This window comes from Mycolicibacterium sp. MU0053 (assembly GCF_963378095.1).
Lineage (GTDB): Bacteria > Actinomycetota > Actinomycetes > Mycobacteriales > Mycobacteriaceae > Mycobacterium > Mycobacterium burgundiense.
The window spans coordinates 676,345-695,242 of the sequence record NZ_OY726397.1 but is presented as its reverse complement, the minus strand read 5'-3'; the positions used below and the strand labels follow the sequence as shown (position 1 = coordinate 695,242).

Here is an 18,898-nt window from a genome sequence, read left to right as displayed (position 1 = left end):
TCAGCCCAGCACCCGGGCCCGCTCACCGGCGGACAGCCAGCGCCGTTCGAGGTCGTCCAGCACGCCGTCCGCGCGCAGCCCCTCGACCGCCTCGGACACGCAGCGCGTCAACGGGCTGTCCTTGTCCAGCACGATGCCCAACTGCTCGGCGGGCTGCGCCACCGCGGGCAGCTGCCCCACGATGACGCCGTCGCTCAACTCGGACACCACCGTGCTCGCCGACGGCAGGTCCAGCACCATCGCGTGGATGCGACCGTCGACCAGGGCCCTTTTGGCCTCGAGGTTGGTGTCGTAGACCAGCACCGGTTCGGTGGCGTCGAGCGACCGCGCCGCCTCGGAACTCGTGGTGCCCACCTGCGCGCCGATCCGCAGCGGCCTGAGGTCGCGCTGGCTGGTCGCGGCCGCCGCCGGCGAATCGCGCAGGGCGACCACGGCCTGTGCGACGTCGTAGTAGGGCGCCGAGAAGTCGACGATCTCGCGGCGCTGATCGGTGATGGAGAACTGGGAGAGGTCGGCGTCGAAGGGTTTGGGTCCCGGCGCCATCGCGGTGTTGAACGGAATCCGGACCCACCGCACGTGCTCGCGCGCATAGCCGAGGCGCTCGGCGACGGCGTAGGCCACCGCGGCTTCGAATCCTGCACCGTTGGTCGGGTCGTCGCCGATGTACCAGGGCGGGTAGGCGGGCCGGTCGGTGCCGAAGGTGAAGGTCTGCGGGTCCAGCGTCGGCAGGGCGGTGCTGCTGCACGCGGGCCCGGCCTGCGGTTGCACCTGCGGGATGGCGCAGCCGAGGACACCGAGGGCCAACGCGACAGTTGCACCGAGCGCGGTGGACCACCGATAACCCATAGGCCGCATCATCGCGCATCGGGCATGCGGTGTCATGCGTGTATCGGGTGCTTGATCGGATCGAGACGTGAAGCGGCCCCCGAGCCGTTGTTCCGCGGTTGGACTAACCGGGGGCTCGGGGGCCGGGTGGCTGCTTGGAATTCGCCAGCGCTCGCAGGTGATTCCTCGCCGCGTGCTGCTAGCGGACAGCCACCTCACATGTCCATAAGCTACTCAATTTCTCGGACCACCTCCTTCCTTGTGTACGGCCGACCGTACTTGAGGTGGACGGGGGTGACAAGGGATTTTTGCGCTCAGCGATCACCGGCGAGCGCGACGTCGACCAACCGGGTGAATTCGGCGGCCAGGGGCCCCGTCGCCGGCATCCGTCGGCCGTCCAGGGTGTGCACGCGCGCGCCCAGCGTGATCGCCGATATCAGCCAGATTCCTTGTGCGGCAACTAAATCCGCTGGCCGCAACGCGCGGTAGTCGCAGTCGAGGCCGGCGGACCGAGCGGCCTCGAACAGTGCCTGCTGGGTGGTGCCGCGCAGGATCGGGTACCACGGCGGTGGGGTCAACAGGGCAGGGGTGCCGTCGATCTCGGTGGCGATCACGACCGTGGACCGCGGCCCTTCCAGGATGTACCCGTCGGTGCTGACGAAGATCACGTCGTCGGCCCCGAGCCGAGCGGCATGCCGCAGCGCGGCCATGTTCAGCGCGTACGACAGGGTCTTGGCCCCGGCCAACAGCCACGGCATCGCATCGGTTCCGCTGGCCGGCAGCCCCCGCTCGAGGGTGACCACGCTGATGCCGTCACGGCGCGCGGCGGGCACCCGGTCGGCCAGCGGGCCGACGGTGACGTAGGCCGTCGGCGGTGAGCCGCCCTCCCGGCCCCGGCTGTACACCAGCCGCAGGGCGCCCTCGGCTCCGGACTGCGCGTTCCACTCGGCGGCGGCCTTCTCGATGCCGGTCCGCCATGCCTCCAGATCCGGTGCGGGCAGGTCCAGCATGGTGGCCGAATGCGCCAGCCGCGCCAGGTGCGCCTCGACCAGACACGCCCGTCCGTCCCGCACGAGCAGGGTCTCGAACACCCCGTCGCCGCGCACGGCCGCCAGGTCGTCGGCGTGCAACAGCGGCGCCGCCGGGTCCCGCGTCTCACCGTCCAGGGTGACTACCACCGCCATGGCGAAACAGCCTAGTCCTGCCCGGTCCGTAGAGTTGATGTGTGACAGCCGCTCCCGTTCCCGCCCCCGAAACCGACCCCGACGCCGGCGCCATCTGGCATTACGGCGACCCGCTCGGCGAGCAACGCGCCGCGAGCACCGCGGCCGTCGTCGTCGACCGATCGCACCGCGGTGTCCTGACCATCACCGGCGCCGAACGCCAGAGTTGGTTGCACACCCTGTGCACGCAGCACGTCGCCGAGTTGCCCGACGGTGCCAGCACCGCGAACTCGAGCCTCGACGGTCAGGGCCGGGTCGAGGACTTCTGGATTCAAACCGAACTCGACGGTGTGACCTACCTCGACACCGAGGCCTGGCGCGCCGAGCCGCTGCTGGCCTACCTCACCAAGATGGTGTTCTGGGCCGACGCCGCGCCCGCGGCCGCCGACCTGGCGGTGCTGTCACTGATCGGGCCGGGCCTCGACGACCCGGCGCTGCGCGAGGCCCTGTCCGTCAGCGAGTTGCCGGCGACGATGACCGCGGTGGCGCTGCCCGACGGCGGATTCCTGCGCCGGATGCCGAGCACCGACGGTGGGCCCATCGAGCTGGACCTGGTGGTCCCGCAAGCCGACAAGCAGACGTGGCTACAGCGCCTTGAGCGGGCCGGTGCCCGCCGGGCCGGGGTGTGGGCCTACGAGGCGCACCGGGTCGCTGCGGTGCGGGCCCGGCTCGGCGTGGACACCGACGAGCGCACCATCCCGCACGAGGTCGCCTGGATCGGCACCGCCGGCGCCGGCGCCGTGCACCTCGACAAGGGCTGCTACCGCGGCCAGGAGACGGTCTCGCGGGTCCACAACCTGGGCCGGCCGCCACGCATGCTGGTGCTGCTGCACCTCGACGGTTCGGCGGATCGGCCGTCCACCGGGGATCCGGTGGTCTCCGGTGGCCGCACGGTCGGCCGGCTGGGCACCGTGGTGGACCATGTCGACGAGGGTGCGATCGCGCTGGCGCTGCTCAAGCGGGGCCTGCCCGCCGACACCCCGCTCAGCACGGGTGGCGAGGTGGCGGTCGACGCCCGCATCGACGCCGAAACCCTGCCGCCGGCCGATACCGCGGGGGCGGGAAAGGTCGCGATCGCACGACTCCGCGGGCGCGCCGATTGAGCTGTGACAGCCGCCGCTACCGGGCCTACCAGCACTCAGGTTCCGGGCACGGTAAAGTGGACGCAGGACAATACACAACACTCAGATCGGAGCCGCCTGCAATTGGGCCGCTCCGTTATTGCGCAAGGGGGTCCCCCCATGGGCCGCGGCCGGGCTAAGGCAAAGCAGACCAAGGTTGCTCGAGAGCTCAAATACAGCTCACCACAAACAGATTTCGAGCGGCTTCAGCGTGAGCTGGCTGGGTCGTCAGACAGTGATCGTGACGACGAGCTAGTTGACGACCGCTGGAGCGATGAGGACAGCTGGCGGCGCTGAGCCCCCCAAACCAAACCGCTTAGAACCTCGGGTGCCGACCCACCAGCTTCGCACGGTGGGTGTTTTTCTTGCCCTTCTCGACGGCACCGAGGACCCAGCAGTTCAGGTGGCGGGCCGTCAGTATGGCCAGCGCCCGGTCGGTGTCCTCCGGAGCGACCACCGCGACCATGCCGACGCCCATGTTGAATGTCTTCTCCATCTCGGCCGCCTCGATGCGGCCGCGCTGGGCGATCATCCCGAAGACCGGTGCCGGCGTCCACGTGCCCCGGTCGAGTTCGGCGACCAACCCGGCCGGCATGACGCGCTCGAGGTTGCCGGCCAGACCACCGCCGGTGACGTGGCAGAAGGTGCGCACCTGCGTCTCCGCGGCCAGCGCCAGGCAGTCCTTGGCATAGATGCGGGTGGGCTCCAGTAGCTCTTCGCCCAGCGTGCGGCCGAATTCTTCGACGTGACCGGCGAGGTTCATCCGGTCGATCTCCAGTAGCACCTTGCGGGCCAGGGAGTAGCCGTTGGAGTGCAGGCCCGAGGAGCCCATCGCGATGATGACGTCGCCGGGCCGCACGCGGTCGGGGCCCAGCACATCGTCGGCCTCCACCACACCCACGCCGGTGGCGGAGATGTCGTAGTGGTCGGGTTCCATCAGACCGGGGTGCTCGGCGGTCTCGCCGCCCAGCAGCGCACAACCGGCCTGCACGCAGCCCTCCGCGATGCCGGCGACAATCGCCTGCACGCGCTCGGGCACGGTGCGGCCCACCGCGATGTAGTCCTGCAGGAACAGCGGCTCGGCGCCGCAGACCACCAGGTCGTCGACGACCATGGCCACCAGGTCCAGGCCCACGGTGTCGTGCTTGTCCATCGCCTGCGCGATGGCCAGCTTGGTGCCGACGCCGTCGGTCGAGGAGGCCAGCAGTGGCTCGCGGTAGTCGCCTCGCAGGGCGAACAAACCGGCGAAGCCGCCGATCCCTCCGCGTACCTCCGGCCGGGTGGCCCGGGCCGCAAGCGGCTTGAACAATTCCACGGCACGATCGCCGGCCTCGATGTCGACTCCGGCCGACGCATACGAGATGACGTCGGAAACTGCGGGGTCTTGAGCGCGCTGGGTCATCGACGCTCAATCTACCGGTCGGGTCGGCGGGCCGGCAGTCGGATAGCAGTCGTCAGGGGCGGCGCAGCGCCGAAGCGTTGTCATTGTCGGTCTGGGCGGGGGCTACGGGCGTGCTGCCGGTCCGGGCGGCGTTGGTCAGCATCTGCTCGATCACGTTCTTGCCGAGCGCGGTCTCGCTGGGCAGTTCGATCGGGTAAACGCCGTCGAAGCACGCGCAGCACAGCCGCGAGGCCGGCTGCTCGGTGGCGCTGATCATGCCCTCCAGCGAGATGTATCCGAGGGTGTCGGCGCCGACCGCGTGCCGGACCGCGTCGAGCAGTCCGCCCTGCGAGTCCTCGGTGTTGGCGGCGTTGGCGATCAGTTCGGCCGGGGAGGCGAAGTCGATGCCGTAGAAACACGGCCACTTCACCGGCGGTGACGCGATGCGCACGTGCACCTCCACCGCGCCGGCTTCGCGCAGCATCCGGATCAGCGCCCGCTGGGTATTACCGCGGACAATCGAGTCGTCCACGACGATCAGCCGCTTGCCGCGGATCATTTCCCGCAGCGGGTTGAGCTTCAGCCGGATGCCGAGCTGCCGGATGGTCTGCGACGGTTGGATGAAGGTGCGCCCCACGTAGGCGTTCTTCATCAGGCCCTGGCCGAACGGGATACCGGATTCCTGCGCGTAGCCGACCGCGGCCGGGGTGCCGGACTCGGGCACCCCGATCACCAGGTCGGCCTCGATCGGCAGTTCGCGGGCGAGCCGACGACCGATGTCGACCCGGGCGCCGTGCACCGAGCGTCCCGCCAGCATGCTGTCGGGCCGGGCCAGGTAGACGTATTCGAAGACGCAGCCCTTGGGCGTGGGATTGGCAAAGCGTGTCGACCGCACGCCGTCGGCGTCGATCGCCAGCAGTTCGCCGGGCTCGATGTCGCGGACGAAGGAGGCACCCACGATGTCCAGCGCCGCGGTCTCGGAGGCCACCACCCAGCCGCGGTCCAGCCGGCCCAGCGCCAACGGCCGCACGCCGTGCGGATCCCGCGCGGCATACAGCGTGTTCTCGTCCATGAAGGTCAGGCAGAACGCCCCGCGCACGGTGGGCAGTAGTTCCAGTGCGGCCTGCTCGAGGCTGGAATCGGCGGCGCCGTGGGCCAACAGCGCTCCCAGGATGTCCGAGTCGGTGGTCGCGGCGGGGGCGCCGCGCATGTCGACCAGGCCGGCCTCGCGGGCGCGCGCGGCCAACTCGGTGGTGTTGACCAAGTTGCCGTTGTGTCCCAGCGCCACCCCGGTGCCCGCGGTGGTGTTACGAAACACCGGTTGCGCGTTCTCCCAGGTGGTGGAGCCCGTGGTGGAGTACCGGCAGTGCCCGACGGCGACGTGGCCCTCCATCGCGGCCAGGGTCTGCTCGTCGAACACCTGACTCACCAGGCCGAGGTCCTTGAACACCAGGACCTGGGTGCCGTCGGCCACGGCGATGCCCGCGGCCTCCTGGCCGCGGTGCTGCAGGGCGTACAGGCCGTAGTAGGTGAGCTTGGCGACTTCCTCGCCGGGGGCCCACACACCGAACACGCCGCACTCTTCGCGGGGCTCATTCTCGAGATCGATCGGTTTGTCGGTCACGTTGCGGGGCTGCTCCCTGACGGGGGTGGGTGACATTGTTCAGTCTACGGCCCCGCACCGGTCCGTAAAGCCATCGGCAACGCCTTCGTTGCTGGCCACGACCCGCCGCGGTGGGCAATCTCACAGACCTCGCTGCCGGGCGCGCGCCCCCACAGTGCGACTGCGCGGCGCGAAAGCACGCGTCGAAGCGCCGCGCCGGTGCCGTGGCATACCTTCGAAACACCTTGCCTGACAGGCTTTTTCCGGGCCGGTAAGCGAAATTCGATTGCGGCCACCCACTACCATCGAGACCGCTGCCGACAACACGGAGGTGCAAGTGCCCACGACACGGTCCGACCCGGTCCACCAGTCAGCAAACTCCGAAACCGGGCCGGCGACGCCCACCCGGTGGCGCCTGGCCACGCGGGTCGGTTTCCGGTTCTGCCTCGTCTATTTCGGGCTGTTCTGCCTGTTGTTCGCGCAGATCACGTTCGTGTTCACCGGGGTGTTCGCGCCCCGGTTGCCCGATCATGCGGTGCTGTGGCAGCTGATCGCGCTGGAGCCGCTGCTGAGTTGGGTGGGCCGGATCGTCTTCGGCGTGGACGCGCAGCTGCGACTCGATTCGGGCAGCGGCGATCAGGCCGTGATCTGGGTGTTGGTATCCACCCTGCTGGTCCTGGCGACCATCGTGACGGCACTGTGGTCGATCCTGGATCGCCGGCGCCCGGAGTACACCCGGTTACACGCCTGGTTTCTGGTGTTCGTGCGCCTGTGCCTGGGTGGTCAGATGCTGTTCTACGGCATGGCCAAGGTGATTCCCACCCAGATGCCCGCACCCCCGCCCAGCGCGCTGTTGCAGCCCTACGGCGAGTTCAGCCCGGCGTCGGTGCTGTGGCTGCAGGTGGGCAGCTCCCAGCCGTACGAGATGTTGCTCGGCAGCGTCGAGGTCCTCGGCGGCGTGTTGCTGTTCCTGCCTGCCACCGCCACGCTGGGCGCGCTGATCAGCCTGGCCGGCATGGGCCAGGTGTTCCTCATGAACATGACATTCGACGTGCCGGTGAAGATCTTGTCATTCCACCTGCTGCTGTTGAGCCTGGTACTGCTGGCACCACAACTGCGGCGGCTGGCCGATCTGCTGGTGTTCGGCCGGCCGAGCGAGCCCGTCGGTCAGCCGCCGTTGTTCGCCTCGGCACGCGCCAACCGCCGGGCCACCGCGGTGCAGGTCGTGTTGGGGGTCTGGGTGCTGCTCGGGGCGACGCTGATCAGCTGGGACGCCTGGCGCGACTACGGCGGGGGCAGCCCGAAACCGGAGCTGTACGGCATCTGGACGGTCACCGAGTTCGTTCGCGACGGAGTCGTGGCGCCACCACTGACCACCGACGACCGTCGCTGGCAGCGGTTGGTGTTCGACACCGGCGTCGCCGCGGCGGTGCAGAAGATGGACGGCACGCTGCAGCCTGCGCAGGCCGACATCGATGCCGCCGCTCGGGAACTCCGCCTCGACGGTGCCGAGGCGGGCACGTTCAGCTTCGTCCGGGACGGCGCGGACACCCTGCAGTTGAGCGGCACCTGGACCGACGCGCCGGTCCGGGTGCGTCTGCAACGCACCGACCCGGGCAGCTTCCCGCTGCTCAGTCGGGGCTTTCACTGGGTGCAGGAGTATCCGTACTTCCGCTGACCAGCGGTAGCCACTGCGAGATCTCGGCGGCACGCGGACCCGACAGCAGCAGGCGGCCGTCGGCGGCCGCGGTCTGCACGGACAGCAATCCCGTCGCCAGCTGCAGCCAGGTGCGCGGATCGGTCTCGACGACATTGGGCGGCGTGCCGCGGGTGTGCCGGGGCCCCGCGATGCACTGGACGGCGACGAACGGCGGGACACGCACCTCGACCGAGGCACCCGGGGCCACCGCGGCCAGCGTGCGCGCGGTGCGGCGGACGGCCTCGGCGAGTTCGGCGCGTTGCGGTGCCGGTACCGCCGTCTCGTCGCGAAGCCACTCCCCCACGGCGGCCACCGCGGCCCGGGTCTTTATCGGATCTGCACTGCGACGGGCGGCCATACCCTAGGTTCTCAGACCATGGTCGGGGCTGGATCACTGCGCACGTGGAGACAGCGGGTGCTCGGCGCCGCGTTGGCGGTGTTGACCCTGGGCGTGGCCGCGTTGGGCTACGGCCAGTTCCGCGGGGCCTTCACGGCGACCACGCGCCTGACACTGCAGGCGGACCGCTCCGGCCTGGTGATGGAGCCCGGCGCCAAGGTGACCTTCAACGGGGTGCGAATCGGTCGCGTCGTCGCCGTGGATCCGATGGTCGCCGACGGGACCACCGCGGCCCGGTTGGCGGTGGACGTCGAACCGCATTATGCCGCCATGCTGCCGGCCAACATCGACGCCGACATCACCGCCACCACCGTGTTCGGCAACAAGTATGTCTCGCTCACCTCCCCGGATGACCCCGCGGAGCAACGGCTTTCACCCTCGGAACCGATCCGCGTCAACGGCGTCAGCACCGAGTTCAACACCTTGTTCGAGACCATCATGTCGATCTCGGAGCAGGTGGACCCGGTCCGCCTGAACACGACGCTGTCGGCGGTCGCCGAGGGGCTGACCGGGTTGGGCGAGCCCTTCGGCGCCTCGTTGGTCAGCGGCAACGACATCCTCGACGAGGTCAACGCCCGGCTCCCGCGGCTGCACTACGACACGATCCGGCTGACCCAGCTCGCCGAGATCTACACCGCGGCCGGCCCCGATCTCTGGGACAGTCTGGCGGCCGCGACGACCACGGCCGCCACCCTGACCCGGCAACGCAATTCGCTGGAGTCGGCGCTGCTGGCCGCGGCGGGTTTCGGAAACACCGGCACCGAGGTGTTCGAACGCGCCGGCCCGTACCTGGTCGCCGGCGCCCGGGACCTGGTGCCCACCGCGGGCGTTCTCGACGAGCACAGCCCCGCGCTGTACTGCACGCTGCGCAACTACGCGCAGGTCGCGCCGCGGGTGGCGGGTGCGTTGGGCTCAAATGGCTACTCGCTGAACAGTTTCAGCGGCGGCGGGGTGACCGGCGCCGAACCCCCATATCTCTATCCCGACAACCTGCCGCGGATCAACGCCAAGGGCGGCCCCGGCGGCCGGCCGGGCTGCTGGCAGTCCATCACCCGCGAGCTGTGGCCGGCGCCCACCCTGGTGCTGGACACCGGCTTCACCGTCGCCCCGTACAACCATCTCGAACTCGGCAGCCCGATGCTCGTCGACCACGTATGGGGTCGCCAGGTCGGGGAGTACACCATCAACCCGTAGGGCGTTGACCTCAACGGTCATCGAGGTCGATCATCCGCATCACCCCGCACCTGTTGCAGGCTGACAGCCGCGACGTCACCGGCGGCTAACCCGACCAGGAGTACTTCGATCCCTCCGGTCCGACGGTCTCGTCCAGGGCGGCGCGGATGCGTTCGGTGTCCGCCGGGGTCCACTGCGGCGGGGGCGCCACCGCGACCCACCCGTCGAGGATCACGTTGTCGTAGTTGTGACCGTGGCCGGCCGGCATGTCCGCGGCGTTCAACATATCCGCGCCCACCTGTGAGAACGTGACGAACGGATACCACCGCATCGCGGCGGTGCGGTCCTGGCCGGGCGGTTCGATCAGCCAGTCCGGCCGGGAGAACAGCAGATCCGGCGACCACCAGACAATCGGATCCGAGGCGTGCTGGAGGAACAACACTCTGGTGCCGTCCCAGGGTTCGGCGGTGTCGCGGACGACCTCGGCGGGGTCCATGCCTTGGGAGAACCGCACCGTGCGGCCGTTGTCGTAGCGCGGCGACACCTCGGTGGTGTGGGGATCGCGACGGTCGATGAGGGCGCGCCACAGCGGACTGGCCTGCGGGGGCCCCACCCACAGCACCGAATCGAAGCCCATCAACGCGATATCCGGCAGATACCCGAAGGCGCTCTGCCCGGCCATCGAACCCAGACTCTCGCCGTAGAGCATCAGCTTGGGGCGCTGCGGCTCAGGCATTTTCGCCCAGCGTTCATGCACCGCCTCGATCAGCATCTGGCCTGAACGCATCGACTTGTGCTGGTCGCCGAGAAACGAGATCCAGCTGGGCAGGTACGAATACTGCAGAGCCACGATCGCGGTGTCGCCGTTGTACATCAATTCGACCGCGCGCGCGGCCACGGGGTTGACCCAGCCGGTGCCGGTGGTCGGGACGATCACCAGGGCTTCGCGGTCAAAAGCGTTCGTGCGGTGCAACTCGCTCAGCAGCACGGCCAGCCGGGCCTCGTCGGTGTCGGCGGTCTGCAGGCCCACATACACCCGGATCGGTTCCTTGGCCGGGCGGCCGTTGATGCGGCTGAGTTCAGCCGCGTCGGCGCCGGCCGCCACGAAGTTGCGCCCCTGATAACCCAGGGACTCCCAGGACGCGAAGGACGCTGGGCTGCCGGACCGTTGCGGCTCCAGCGGCTGCACGACGCCCGCCCTGGTGGTGGTGTTCTGGGGTTGGAAAACCCGGCTGGCACCGGCGAGGAATCCGCGCAGCAACACACCGTTGATGAGCGTGATGACCAGGATCACCACCACCGCGGTCCCGATGAACTGGGCCACCTCACCGTTGAGCCGCCACCGCCGGATCAGCATCCGGGCAACGAGTTTGGTGAGGTCCAGCAGCACCCGCGCCAGCGCCACCAGGGCGACGACGACCACGGCGGCGACCAGCAGAGTGCGGATATAACCGTCCGTGCGGGGCCCTTCGGCTCCCATCAGTTCCGCGACCTGACGCTGCCACCGGGTTGCCGGCACCACCATGATCACCGCCGCCACCATCGCGGTCGTCACCGTCGCGACCTTCAGCAGTCCCAGCGCCTGGGCCGACGGTGGCCACCAGCTGCGTTCGCGTAACACGAAGCGGCGCAGCGCCTTACCGATCAGAACCCCGAGCCCGTACCCGATGGCCGCGTTCATCCCGCCGATCAGGCCGGCGAACTGCCAGCTGCGCGGCAGCAACGACGGTGTCAACGACAAACAGAAGAACAGCGTGCCGAACGCGATGCCGGTGAAGTCGAGCCGGAGCAACCCCCATACCCACGCCAACAGCACGCGCGCTCGGCGTTCGACGGGGGCGATCATTACGCCACGGTCACCCGAACAGTCTCGGGAGTACACCCTCCCAGGTAGCCCTGAGCTCGGTCAGGGGCACCGTGAAGTGTCCCTGAACCTCGATCGCGGCGTCGTCGCCGTGCGGTCCGCTCTCCACCACGCCGATCCGGGTCGCGGGCAGCCCGCGCGCCTCGCACATCGCCCGGAATCGGCTTTCCTCCGTGCGCGGCACCGCGACCAGCACCCGGCCGGCCGATTCAGAGAACAACATCACGAACGGGTCCACATTCTCGGGAAGCAGGATGCGGCAGCCGGTTTCGCCGGCCAGCGCGGACTCCACCACCGCCTGCATCAGGCCGCCCTCGCTGAGGTCGTGCGCCGCGGACACCAGACCGTCGCGGGAGGCGGCCGCCAGCACCTGGGCCAGCAGTTGCTCCCGGGCCAGATCCACCCGGGGCGGCACACCGCCGAGGTGATCGGCGGTGACCTGCGCCCAGATCGACCCGTCGAACTCGTCCTCGGTGTCGCCGAGCAGGAACAGCGTTTCGCCGGGCTCGGTTCCGAACCCGGTCGGGATGCGCCGCGCGACATCGTCGATCACGCCGAGTACCCCCACCACGGGGGTGGGCAGGATCGGCGTCGAGCCGGTCTGGTTGTAGAAGCTGACGTTGCCGCCGGTGACGGGGATACCGAGGGCCGCACAACCGTCGGCCAGGCCGCGGACCGCCTGGGAGAACTGCCACATCACGGCCGGGTCCTCCGGCGACCCGAAGTTGAGGCAGTTGGTGACCGCGACCGGGGTGGCCCCGGTGACGGCGACGTTGCGATAGGCCTCGGCCAGCGCGAGTTGCGCCCCGGTGTAGGGATCCAGCTGGGTGTAACGGCCCGAGGCGTCGGTCGAGATCGCGATGCCGCGGCCGGTCTGCTCGTCGATGCGCAGCACTCCGCCGTCGGCGTACTCGGCCAGCACGGTGTTCCCGCGCACGTAGCGGTCGTACTGCTCGGTGATGAAGCCGCGACTGCACAGGTGCGGACTGCCCAGCAGCGCCAGCAGGGTCCCGCGCAGTTCGGCGCCGGTCTGCGGGCGGGGCAGGCTCTTGGAGCTGTCGGCGATCAGCGCGTCCTGGCCCTCGGGGCGCTGCACGGGCCGCTCGTAGACCGGCCCGTCGTGCGCGACGGTGCGCGGCGGCACGTCCACCACGGTGGCACCGTTCCAGGTGATGTGCAGCCGGTCCCCGTCGGTGACCTCGCCGATGACGGTGGCCAGCACCTCCCACTTGCGGCAGACCGCCATGAAGGCCTCGACGTTCTCGGGGGCGACCACCGCGCACATGCGTTCCTGCGATTCGCTGGAAAGCACCTCGGCCGGGGTCATATTCGCCGCGCGCAGCGGCACCTTCTCCAGCTCGATGGCCATGCCGCCGTCACCGGCCGAGGCCAATTCCGAGGTTGCACAGGACAATCCGGCCCCGCCGAGGTCCTGGATGCCGACCACGAGGCCGGCGGCATACAGCTCCAGGCAGCACTCGATGAGCACCTTCTCCATGAACGGGTCGCCCACCTGCACCGCGGGAAGTTTCTTCCGCCCCGAACCGGATTCATCACCCGAGAAGGTCTCCGAGGCCAGCACCGACACCCCGCCGATCCCGTCGAGGCCGGTGCGCGCCCCGAACAGGATGATCTTGTTGCCGGTGCCGGAGGCGAACGCCAGGTGCAGGTCCTCCTTGCGCAGCACCCCCACGCACAACGCGTTGACCAGCGGATTGCCGGCGTAGGACGCGTCGAAGACGGTCTCACCGCCGATGTTCGGCAGGCCCAGCGAGTTGCCGTAACCGCCGATGCCGCGAACCACCCCGTCGACCACGCGCCGGGTGTCGGGCGCGTCGGCCGCACCGAACCGCAGCTGGTCCATGACCGCGACCGGGCGCGCACCCATGGCCATGATGTCGCGGACAATCCCGCCGACCCCGGTGGCCGCGCCCTGATAGGGCTCCACGTAGGACGGATGGTTGTGCGATTCGACCTTGAAGGTGACGGCCCAGCCGTCGCCGATGTCGACGACACCGGCGTTCTCACCGATGCCGGCGAGCATGTCGGCGCGCATCTCGTCGGTGGTGGTTTCGCCGAAATAGCGCAGGTGCACCTTGGAGGACTTGTAGGAGCAGTGCTCGCTCCACATCACCGAGTACATGGCCAGCTCGGCGTCGGTGGGGCGCCGGCCCAGGATCTCCCGGATGCGCTCGTACTCGTCGTCCTTGAGTCCCAGCTCACGGAAGGGCTGTGGTTGATCGGGGGTGGCGGCGGCCAGCTCGACGGTATCGACAGCGGGAATTTCAGGGCTGAGACCGGACTTCACGCACACAGTCTAGTAAGCATCGGCGAGCTGCACTTTCCGCCCACGGTCAGCCGGCGGCCAGGCAGAACGAATTCCCGTCCGGATCGGCGAACACCACCCAGCGAAACTCCGCGCCGAAGTCGTGCCGGCCCTGCTCGACGGCGCCCAGCCCCACCAGCCGCTCGACCTGAACTTCCAGGTCGTCATCGGTGGAGAGGTCGACGTGCACCCGGTTTTTCCCCGGCGTCGGATCGTCGACATGCTGAAAGCCCAGCCGCAATCCCGAGGCCAGGGTGACCATGACGAACTCGCCGGGCACCACCTCGTCGACCGCACCGTCGGTGGCCGCGGCCCACCACCGGGCCAGGCGGTCGGGATCGAGGGTGTCGAAGGTGATCATCTCCACGCCAAGCGCCATGAGCCGACTTTAACGCCGGTGGTCAGCCCGGCACCAGGAAGGCCCGCAGCGCGGCCGCGTACGCACCGACGTCCTCGGCGCCCATCAGCTCGCGCGCCGAGTGCATGGCCAGCTGCGGCGCGCCCACGTCGACCGTGGGAATGCCGGTGCGGGCCGAGGTCATCGGCCCGATCGTCGAACCGCACGGCAGGTCGGCGCGATGCTCGTAGCGTTGCAACCGCACCCCGGCCTGGCGGCAGGCCAATTCGAATGCGGCGGCGGTCCGGCCGTCGGTGGCGTACCGCAGGTTCGGCTGCACCTTGAGCACCGGTCCGGCGTTGACGACGATCGGGTGGTTCGGCTCGTGCCGGTCGGCGTAGTTGGGGTGGGTGGCGTGCGCCATGTCGCCGGAGGCCACCATCGAGGCCGCGGTGCGCCGCAGGAAGTCCTCCCGCCCGCCGCCGGCGGCCAGCACGATGCGTTCCAGCACGGTGATCAGTAGGTCGGACTGTGCGCCGTGATCCGAGGTCGAACCCACCTCCTCGTGGTCGAACAACGCCAGTACCGGCACCTGGGGGCCGGCCTGCGCCCCGGTCGGGGCGGCCAGCAGCGCCTCCAGCCCGGCGTAGCAGGTGGCCTGGTTGTCCAGCCGCGCGGCGCTGAGAAACTCGCCCTCGGCACCCCACACCAGGGACGGCGTCAGGTCGTGCGTCATCAGATCGAAGCCCAGCACGTCGGCGGGGTCGATGTCGGCGCGCTCGGCGACGAAGCCGACAAACGAGCGCGGTGCATCGCCGAGCGCCCACACCGCGTTGACGTGGCGTTGGGGATCCAGCTTCAGCGCGGCGCGGTCCTCGGCCAGGTGGATGGCCAACTGCGGCACCCGCAGAATCGGCTCGTCGACGCGGACCAGCCGATGCTCGATGCCCGCGCCGGACCGGACCGACAGCCGGCCGCTGATCCCCAGGTCACGATCCAGCCAGGAGTTGAGCCAGACCCCGCCGTAGGGCTGCAACGCCACCACGCGCCACCCGGCGACCACCCGATCGGGGTTCTGCTTGACCCGCAGATTCGGGCTGTCGGTGTGGCCGCCGATCACCCGGAACGGTCGGTCGGGCGCACCGGTGCTGTCCCACGCGATCAGCGAGCCGGCGCGCACCGTGAAGAACCGGCCCGCGGCCGGCCAGGGGTCGGCCTCGGCCAACTCGGTGTAGCCGGCCGCGGTCAGCCGGGCCGCGGCGGTCCTGCAGACATGGAACGGCGAGGGCGAGGCGTCGATGAAATCGGCGAGACCTTGTGCACTGGCGGACATGGCTCCATCTTGGCCGCTGGGCGCCGACGGGACGAGGTGGGTCTGCTTTCCGCCACTCGCCCCGCGCGAGAGGGCCGCTGACGATAGGGTCAATCCGTGGCCCACCCCAGACCGCAGCCCGTCCTCACTCCCCTCACCCCAGCCGCGATCTTCCTGGTAGCCACGATCCACGACGGCGCCGAGGCCGCAGCACGGGTTCACGACGCGCTCGGGGAGATCCTGGGACTGGCCCCCGCCATCGGCTTTCGGGTTCCGTCGTCGAATCTCAACCTGGTCATTGGGATTGGCTCGGCGGCCTGGGACCGGCTGTTCGACGGGCCCCGGCCGGCCAAGCTGCATCCGTTCATCGCGCTCGATGGCGGGCAGCATCAGGCCCCCGCCACGCCGGGGGATCTGCTGTTCCACATCCGCGGTGAGTCGATGGACGTGTGCTACGAGGTCGGCGGACGCATCCTGGCGGCGATGTCCGGCGCGGTGACGGTGGTCGACGAGGTGCACGGCTTCCGGTTCTTCGAGATGCGCGATCTGCTCGGCTTCGTCGACGGCACCGAGAACCCCGGCGGCGCCGACGCGGTGGCAGCCGCCCTGATCGGCCCCGAAAGCGGCGAGGATCCGGCGTTCCTGGGATCCAGCTATGTTCATGTGCAGCGCTATATCCACGACATGGTCGGCTGGAATGCGTTGAGCACCACCGAACAAGAGTTGATCATCGGGCGCACCAAGCTCGACGACATCGAACTCGACGATGCGGTCAAGCCGGCCAATTCCCATGTCGCACTGAACACCCTGCACGACGAGGAGGGCAATGAGCTGCAGATCGTGCGCGGCAACATGCCCTTCGGCACGCTCGGCAACGGCGAATCGGGCACCTATTTCATCGCCTACGCCGCCGACCCCGGCGTCACCGAGCAGATGTTGACCCACATGTTCATCGGCGACCCGCCGGGCAACACCGACCGGATCCTGGAGTTCTCCACCGCCCGCACCGGCACCCTGTTCTTCGTTCCCAGCGCCGACTTCCTCGACGAGCCCCCGCCGCTGCCCGACACCGACTCCGCGGCCGAAGAGGCTGCGGCAGAAGAAATTCCAGACCTTGCATCGCACTACAACGGCACCTTGGCGATCGGCAGCTTGAAAGGACACTCCTCATGAACAACCTGTACCGCGAACTGGCCCCGGTCACCGAGGTCGCCTGGGCGGAGATCGAATTGGAGGCCAGCCGTACCTTCAAGCGCAATCTCGCGGGCCGACGCGTCGTGGACGTCACCGGGCCGGGCGGGCCGACGACGGCGGCGGTGAGCACCGGCCACCTGCTCGACGTGGCCGCGCCCACCGAGGGCGTGCAGGCACACCTGCGCCAGGCCCAACCCCTGGTGCGCCTGCGGGTGCCGTTCACCTTGCGGCGTGTGGACATCGACGATGTCGAACGCGGATCGCAGGATTCGGACTGGGACCCGGTCAAGGACGCGGCCACCAAGTTGGCGTTCGTCGAGGACCGCGCGATCTTCGAAGGCTACGAGGCGGCCTCGATCAGCGGCATCCGCAATAGCAGTTCCAACCCGTCGCTGGCGCTGCCCGCCGATCCGCGCGAAATGCCCGACGCGATCTCGCAGGCGCTCACCGAGTTGCGGCTGGCCGGCGTGGACGGCCCCTATTCGGTGCTGCTTTCGGCGGACAACTACACCCTGGTCAGTGAGACCACGGTCAACGGTTACCCGGTCCGCGAGCACCTGAGTCGGCTGGTCGACGGCGACATCATCTGGGCGCCCGCCATTGACGGGGCCATTGTATTGTCAACCCGCGGCGGCGATTTCGATCTGCAGCTGGGCACCGACGTGGCGATCGGCTACCTGTCGCACGACGCCGAGACGGTGCAGCTGTACCTGCAGGAGACCATGACGTTCCTGTGCTACACCGCCGAGGCGTCGGTCGCGCTCAGCCCGTAGGGCTCAGGCGGTCAGCACCGCGTCGAGCGCGGAGTAGAAGATGCCCAGTCCGTCGTCGGACGGTCCGGTCAGCGCCTCGGTGGCGTGTTCGGGGTGCGGCATCAGGCCGACGACCCGACCGTTGGCCGAGGCGATCCCGGCGATGTCGCGCAGCGACCCGTTGGGGTTTTCCGCCGCGTAGCGGAAGACCACGCGGCCCTCGCCCTCGAGTTCGTCGAGCACCGCGTCGTCGGCCACGTAGCGGCCCTCGCCGGATTTCAACGGCACCAGGATCTCCGCGTCCGGTTCGTAGCGTGAACTCCAGGCGGTGCCGGTCGACTCGACCCGCAGCCACACGTCGCGGCAGATGAAGTGCAGGCCGATGTTCCGGGTCAGGGCGCCGGGCAGCAGGCCCGCCTCACACAGCACCTGGAAGCCGTTGCAGATACCGAGCACCGGCAGTCCACGCTCGGCGCCGGCAATGACCTCGCCGAGCACCGGCGCGAACCGGGCGATGGCCCCGGCGCGCAGGTAGTCGCCGTAGGAGAAGCCGCCGGGCACGATCACCGCGTCGACACCCTTGAGGTCGGCGTCGGCATGCCAGAGGCTGACCGGTTCGGCACCGACCGCGCGCACCGCACGCGCCGCGTCGACGTCGTCGAGCGAGCCGGGGAACGTGATCACCCCGACCCGGGCGCTCACTGGGACTCCCGGCTGACTGTCCAGTCCTCGATCACGGTGTTGGCGAGCAACGACTCGGCGATCTGGGCCAGCGTCTCGTCGTCGACACTGTCGTCGACCTCCAACTCGAACCGCTTGCCTTGCCGGACGTCCGAGACCCCGGTGTGGCCGAGGCGGCCGAGCGCGCCGACGATCGCCTGGCCCTGCGGGTCGAGGATCTCAGCCTTGGGCATCACGTGCACAACCACCCGGGCCACGCGCGACTCCTAGATTCTTCGGGATAAGTACGAGCCCAGCCAGCGGCTGAGAACGGCTCAACTCTACCCACACGACCCCAGGTAGGCCCCGCACAGCGGGGCGTCGATGGCCTCGAGCACCCGCTCGTCGGGGACCATCGGCCAGCGCACCTGCGGCACCCCGGTGGCCCCCGGGGCGCTCCACAGCACCAGTTCGCTGATCGAACTGTTGGCGGGATTGACCACCAGATACTGGTGCACCACCTGCGGACCGCTGATCACCGCGGCGACGCGGTCGACGGCCGCGGTGGTGATGGACGGCGAGAACTCCGGGGCGCCGGCCTGACAGGTCCGCAGCGCCGCCACCGCCGCGGCGAACACCTGGTTGGCCAGCTCACCGCCGTGCCACGTCGCACCGCGCCAGTGCAGCACCTGGACCTGCAGCTGCCACTGGCCCTCGGGTTGGCGGACCACGGCCTTGGCGGCCACCGCGTAATTCCGCGGGTCCTCGGGGTCCCGCGGGGTGTGGCACAGCTCCTCGAATTTGAAGCCGCTGTCCTGCACGGGTCGGGCCACTGCGGCGAGGACGGGCCAGCGGTAGCGGCCGTTGAGCGGGATCGTCCAGGGCGCCGGCCAGGCCGAATCGGGGATCTGGTCGCAGATCGGCGGGCAGGTCTGCGGATCGGCGGCAGCGACCGGCACCGCGACGGTGCCGACCCCCAACAGCAGTCCCGCCAGCATCACTCGAAGCACTCAACCTCCCCGGTCCGGCAC

18 protein-coding genes are annotated in these 18,898 nt (G+C 69.5%); 6 read left to right on the top strand and 12 right to left on the bottom strand.

What is annotated here, in order from left to right:
* Complete coding sequence (locus RCP80_RS03105; RefSeq protein ID WP_308480959.1) at window positions 1–846, bottom strand: ABC transporter substrate-binding protein; 846 nt, start codon at window positions 844–846, stop codon at window positions 1–3.
* Window positions 847–1,139: 293 nt separating this feature from the next.
* The gene (locus RCP80_RS03100) at window positions 1,140–2,003 is read right to left on the bottom strand and encodes an aminodeoxychorismate lyase (protein ID WP_308482679.1); all 864 of its coding nucleotides are present in this window, start codon (window positions 2,001–2,003) and stop codon (window positions 1,140–1,142) included.
* A 47-nt stretch (window positions 2,004–2,050) separates the two neighbouring features.
* On the opposite strand from RCP80_RS03100, the gene ygfZ reads away from it, so the two are divergent.
* Both ygfZ and RCP80_RS03090 read left to right on the top strand, forming a co-directional pair.
* Entirely contained in the window at window positions 2,051–3,151 is a 1,101-nt protein-coding gene (ygfZ, locus tag RCP80_RS03095) for a CAF17-like 4Fe-4S cluster assembly/insertion protein YgfZ (protein ID WP_308480958.1), read from the top strand.
* Window positions 3,152–3,289: 138 nt separating this feature from the next.
* Window positions 3,290–3,466: a DUF3073 domain-containing protein gene (locus RCP80_RS03090; RefSeq protein WP_308480957.1), complete on the top strand. Its 177-nt coding sequence runs from the start codon at window positions 3,290–3,292 to the stop codon at window positions 3,464–3,466.
* Between the two features lie 19 nt (window positions 3,467–3,485).
* Here RCP80_RS03090 and purM read toward each other — a convergent pair whose 3' ends face one another.
* Both purM and purF read right to left on the bottom strand, forming a co-directional pair.
* The gene (purM, locus tag RCP80_RS03085; RefSeq protein WP_308480956.1) at window positions 3,486–4,571 is read right to left on the bottom strand and encodes a phosphoribosylformylglycinamidine cyclo-ligase; all 1,086 of its coding nucleotides are present in this window, start codon (window positions 4,569–4,571) and stop codon (window positions 3,486–3,488) included.
* A 52-nt stretch (window positions 4,572–4,623) separates the two neighbouring features.
* Window positions 4,624–6,174 (bottom strand): amidophosphoribosyltransferase, encoded by a 1,551-nt coding sequence (gene purF, locus RCP80_RS03080; RefSeq protein WP_373693437.1) that lies wholly within the window; start codon window positions 6,172–6,174, stop codon window positions 4,624–4,626.
* Between the two features lie 316 nt (window positions 6,175–6,490).
* On the opposite strand from purF, the gene RCP80_RS03075 reads away from it, so the two are divergent.
* Complete coding sequence (locus tag RCP80_RS03075; protein ID WP_308480954.1) at window positions 6,491–7,831, top strand: DoxX family protein; 1,341 nt, start codon at window positions 6,491–6,493, stop codon at window positions 7,829–7,831.
* On the opposite strand, the gene RCP80_RS03070 is transcribed toward RCP80_RS03075, so the two are convergent.
* Window positions 7,785–8,210 (bottom strand): sterol carrier family protein, encoded by a 426-nt coding sequence (locus RCP80_RS03070; protein WP_308480953.1) that lies wholly within the window; start codon window positions 8,208–8,210, stop codon window positions 7,785–7,787. The genes RCP80_RS03075 and RCP80_RS03070 overlap by 47 nt on opposite strands.
* An 18-nt stretch (window positions 8,211–8,228) precedes the next feature.
* On the opposite strand from RCP80_RS03070, the gene RCP80_RS03065 reads away from it, so the two are divergent.
* Window positions 8,229–9,443 (top strand): MCE family protein, encoded by a 1,215-nt coding sequence (locus tag RCP80_RS03065; RefSeq protein ID WP_308480952.1) that lies wholly within the window; start codon window positions 8,229–8,231, stop codon window positions 9,441–9,443.
* A gap of 85 nt (window positions 9,444–9,528) precedes the next feature.
* On the opposite strand, the gene RCP80_RS03060 is transcribed toward RCP80_RS03065, so the two are convergent.
* The 4 genes from RCP80_RS03060 to RCP80_RS03045 are packed head-to-tail and all read right to left on the bottom strand — an operon-like array spanning window position 9,529 to window position 15,282.
* Window positions 9,529–11,268, bottom strand: coding sequence for an alpha/beta hydrolase (locus RCP80_RS03060; RefSeq protein ID WP_308480951.1), 1,740 nt, complete (start codon window positions 11,266–11,268; stop codon window positions 9,529–9,531).
* A 10-nt stretch (window positions 11,269–11,278) separates the two neighbouring features.
* Window positions 11,279–13,594, bottom strand: a complete 2,316-nt coding sequence (gene purL / locus RCP80_RS03055) for a phosphoribosylformylglycinamidine synthase subunit PurL (RefSeq protein ID WP_308480950.1) — start codon at window positions 13,592–13,594, stop codon at window positions 11,279–11,281.
* Window positions 13,595–13,640: 46 nt separating this feature from the next.
* Window positions 13,641–13,991 carry a VOC family protein gene (locus RCP80_RS03050; protein ID WP_308480949.1) on the bottom strand — a complete coding sequence of 117 codons (351 nt, stop codon included), beginning with the start codon at window positions 13,989–13,991 and terminating at the stop codon, window positions 13,641–13,643.
* A gap of 22 nt (window positions 13,992–14,013) precedes the next feature.
* The gene (locus tag RCP80_RS03045) at window positions 14,014–15,282 is read right to left on the bottom strand and encodes a M18 family aminopeptidase (protein WP_308480948.1); all 1,269 of its coding nucleotides are present in this window, start codon (window positions 15,280–15,282) and stop codon (window positions 14,014–14,016) included.
* A gap of 96 nt (window positions 15,283–15,378) precedes the next feature.
* On the opposite strand from RCP80_RS03045, the gene RCP80_RS03040 reads away from it, so the two are divergent.
* A complete protein-coding gene (locus RCP80_RS03040; RefSeq protein ID WP_308480947.1) occupies window positions 15,379–16,434 on the top strand; it encodes a Dyp-type peroxidase in 1,056 nt (351 codons plus the stop codon).
* Complete coding sequence (locus RCP80_RS03035; protein ID WP_308480946.1) at window positions 16,431–17,228, top strand: family 1 encapsulin nanocompartment shell protein; 798 nt, start codon at window positions 16,431–16,433, stop codon at window positions 17,226–17,228. The genes RCP80_RS03040 and RCP80_RS03035 overlap by 4 nt, the downstream gene beginning before the upstream one ends.
* 3 nt (window positions 17,229–17,231) lie before the next feature.
* Here RCP80_RS03035 and purQ read toward each other — a convergent pair whose 3' ends face one another.
* From purQ to RCP80_RS03020, 3 genes are all read right to left on the bottom strand, one after another.
* Window positions 17,232–17,909 carry a phosphoribosylformylglycinamidine synthase subunit PurQ gene (gene purQ, locus RCP80_RS03030; RefSeq protein ID WP_308480945.1) on the bottom strand — a complete coding sequence of 226 codons (678 nt, stop codon included), beginning with the start codon at window positions 17,907–17,909 and terminating at the stop codon, window positions 17,232–17,234.
* A complete protein-coding gene (gene purS, locus RCP80_RS03025; RefSeq protein WP_308480944.1) occupies window positions 17,906–18,145 on the bottom strand; it encodes a phosphoribosylformylglycinamidine synthase subunit PurS in 240 nt (79 codons plus the stop codon). The genes purQ and purS overlap by 4 nt, the downstream gene beginning before the upstream one ends.
* 63 nt (window positions 18,146–18,208) lie before the next feature.
* Window positions 18,209–18,865 (bottom strand): ATPase, encoded by a 657-nt coding sequence (locus tag RCP80_RS03020; RefSeq protein ID WP_308482678.1) that lies wholly within the window; start codon window positions 18,863–18,865, stop codon window positions 18,209–18,211.
* Window positions 18,866–18,898 lie beyond the last annotated feature (33 nt).

Coding starts and splice junctions, on each gene's coding strand:
- RCP80_RS03065 (WP_308480952.1), top strand. CDS start 8,229: ATGGTCGGGGCTGGATCACTGCGCACGTGGAGACAGCGGGTGCTCGGC.
- RCP80_RS03035 (WP_308480946.1), top strand. CDS start 16,431: ATGAACAACCTGTACCGCGAACTGGCCCCGGTCACCGAGGTCGCCTGG.
- purM (WP_308480956.1), bottom strand. CDS start 4,571: ATGACCCAGCGCGCTCAAGACCCCGCAGTTTCCGACGTCATCTCGTAT.
- RCP80_RS03020 (WP_308482678.1), bottom strand. CDS start 18,865: ATGCTGGCGGGACTGCTGTTGGGGGTCGGCACCGTCGCGGTGCCGGTC.
- RCP80_RS03050 (WP_308480949.1), bottom strand. CDS start 13,991: ATGGCGCTTGGCGTGGAGATGATCACCTTCGACACCCTCGATCCCGAC.
- RCP80_RS03090 (WP_308480957.1), top strand. CDS start 3,290: ATGGGCCGCGGCCGGGCTAAGGCAAAGCAGACCAAGGTTGCTCGAGAG.
- RCP80_RS03105 (WP_308480959.1), bottom strand. CDS start 846: ATGGGTTATCGGTGGTCCACCGCGCTCGGTGCAACTGTCGCGTTGGCC.
- RCP80_RS03070 (WP_308480953.1), bottom strand. CDS start 8,210: ATGGCCGCCCGTCGCAGTGCAGATCCGATAAAGACCCGGGCCGCGGTG.
- RCP80_RS03060 (WP_308480951.1), bottom strand. CDS start 11,268: ATGATCGCCCCCGTCGAACGCCGAGCGCGCGTGCTGTTGGCGTGGGTA.
- RCP80_RS03045 (WP_308480948.1), bottom strand. CDS start 15,282: ATGTCCGCCAGTGCACAAGGTCTCGCCGATTTCATCGACGCCTCGCCC.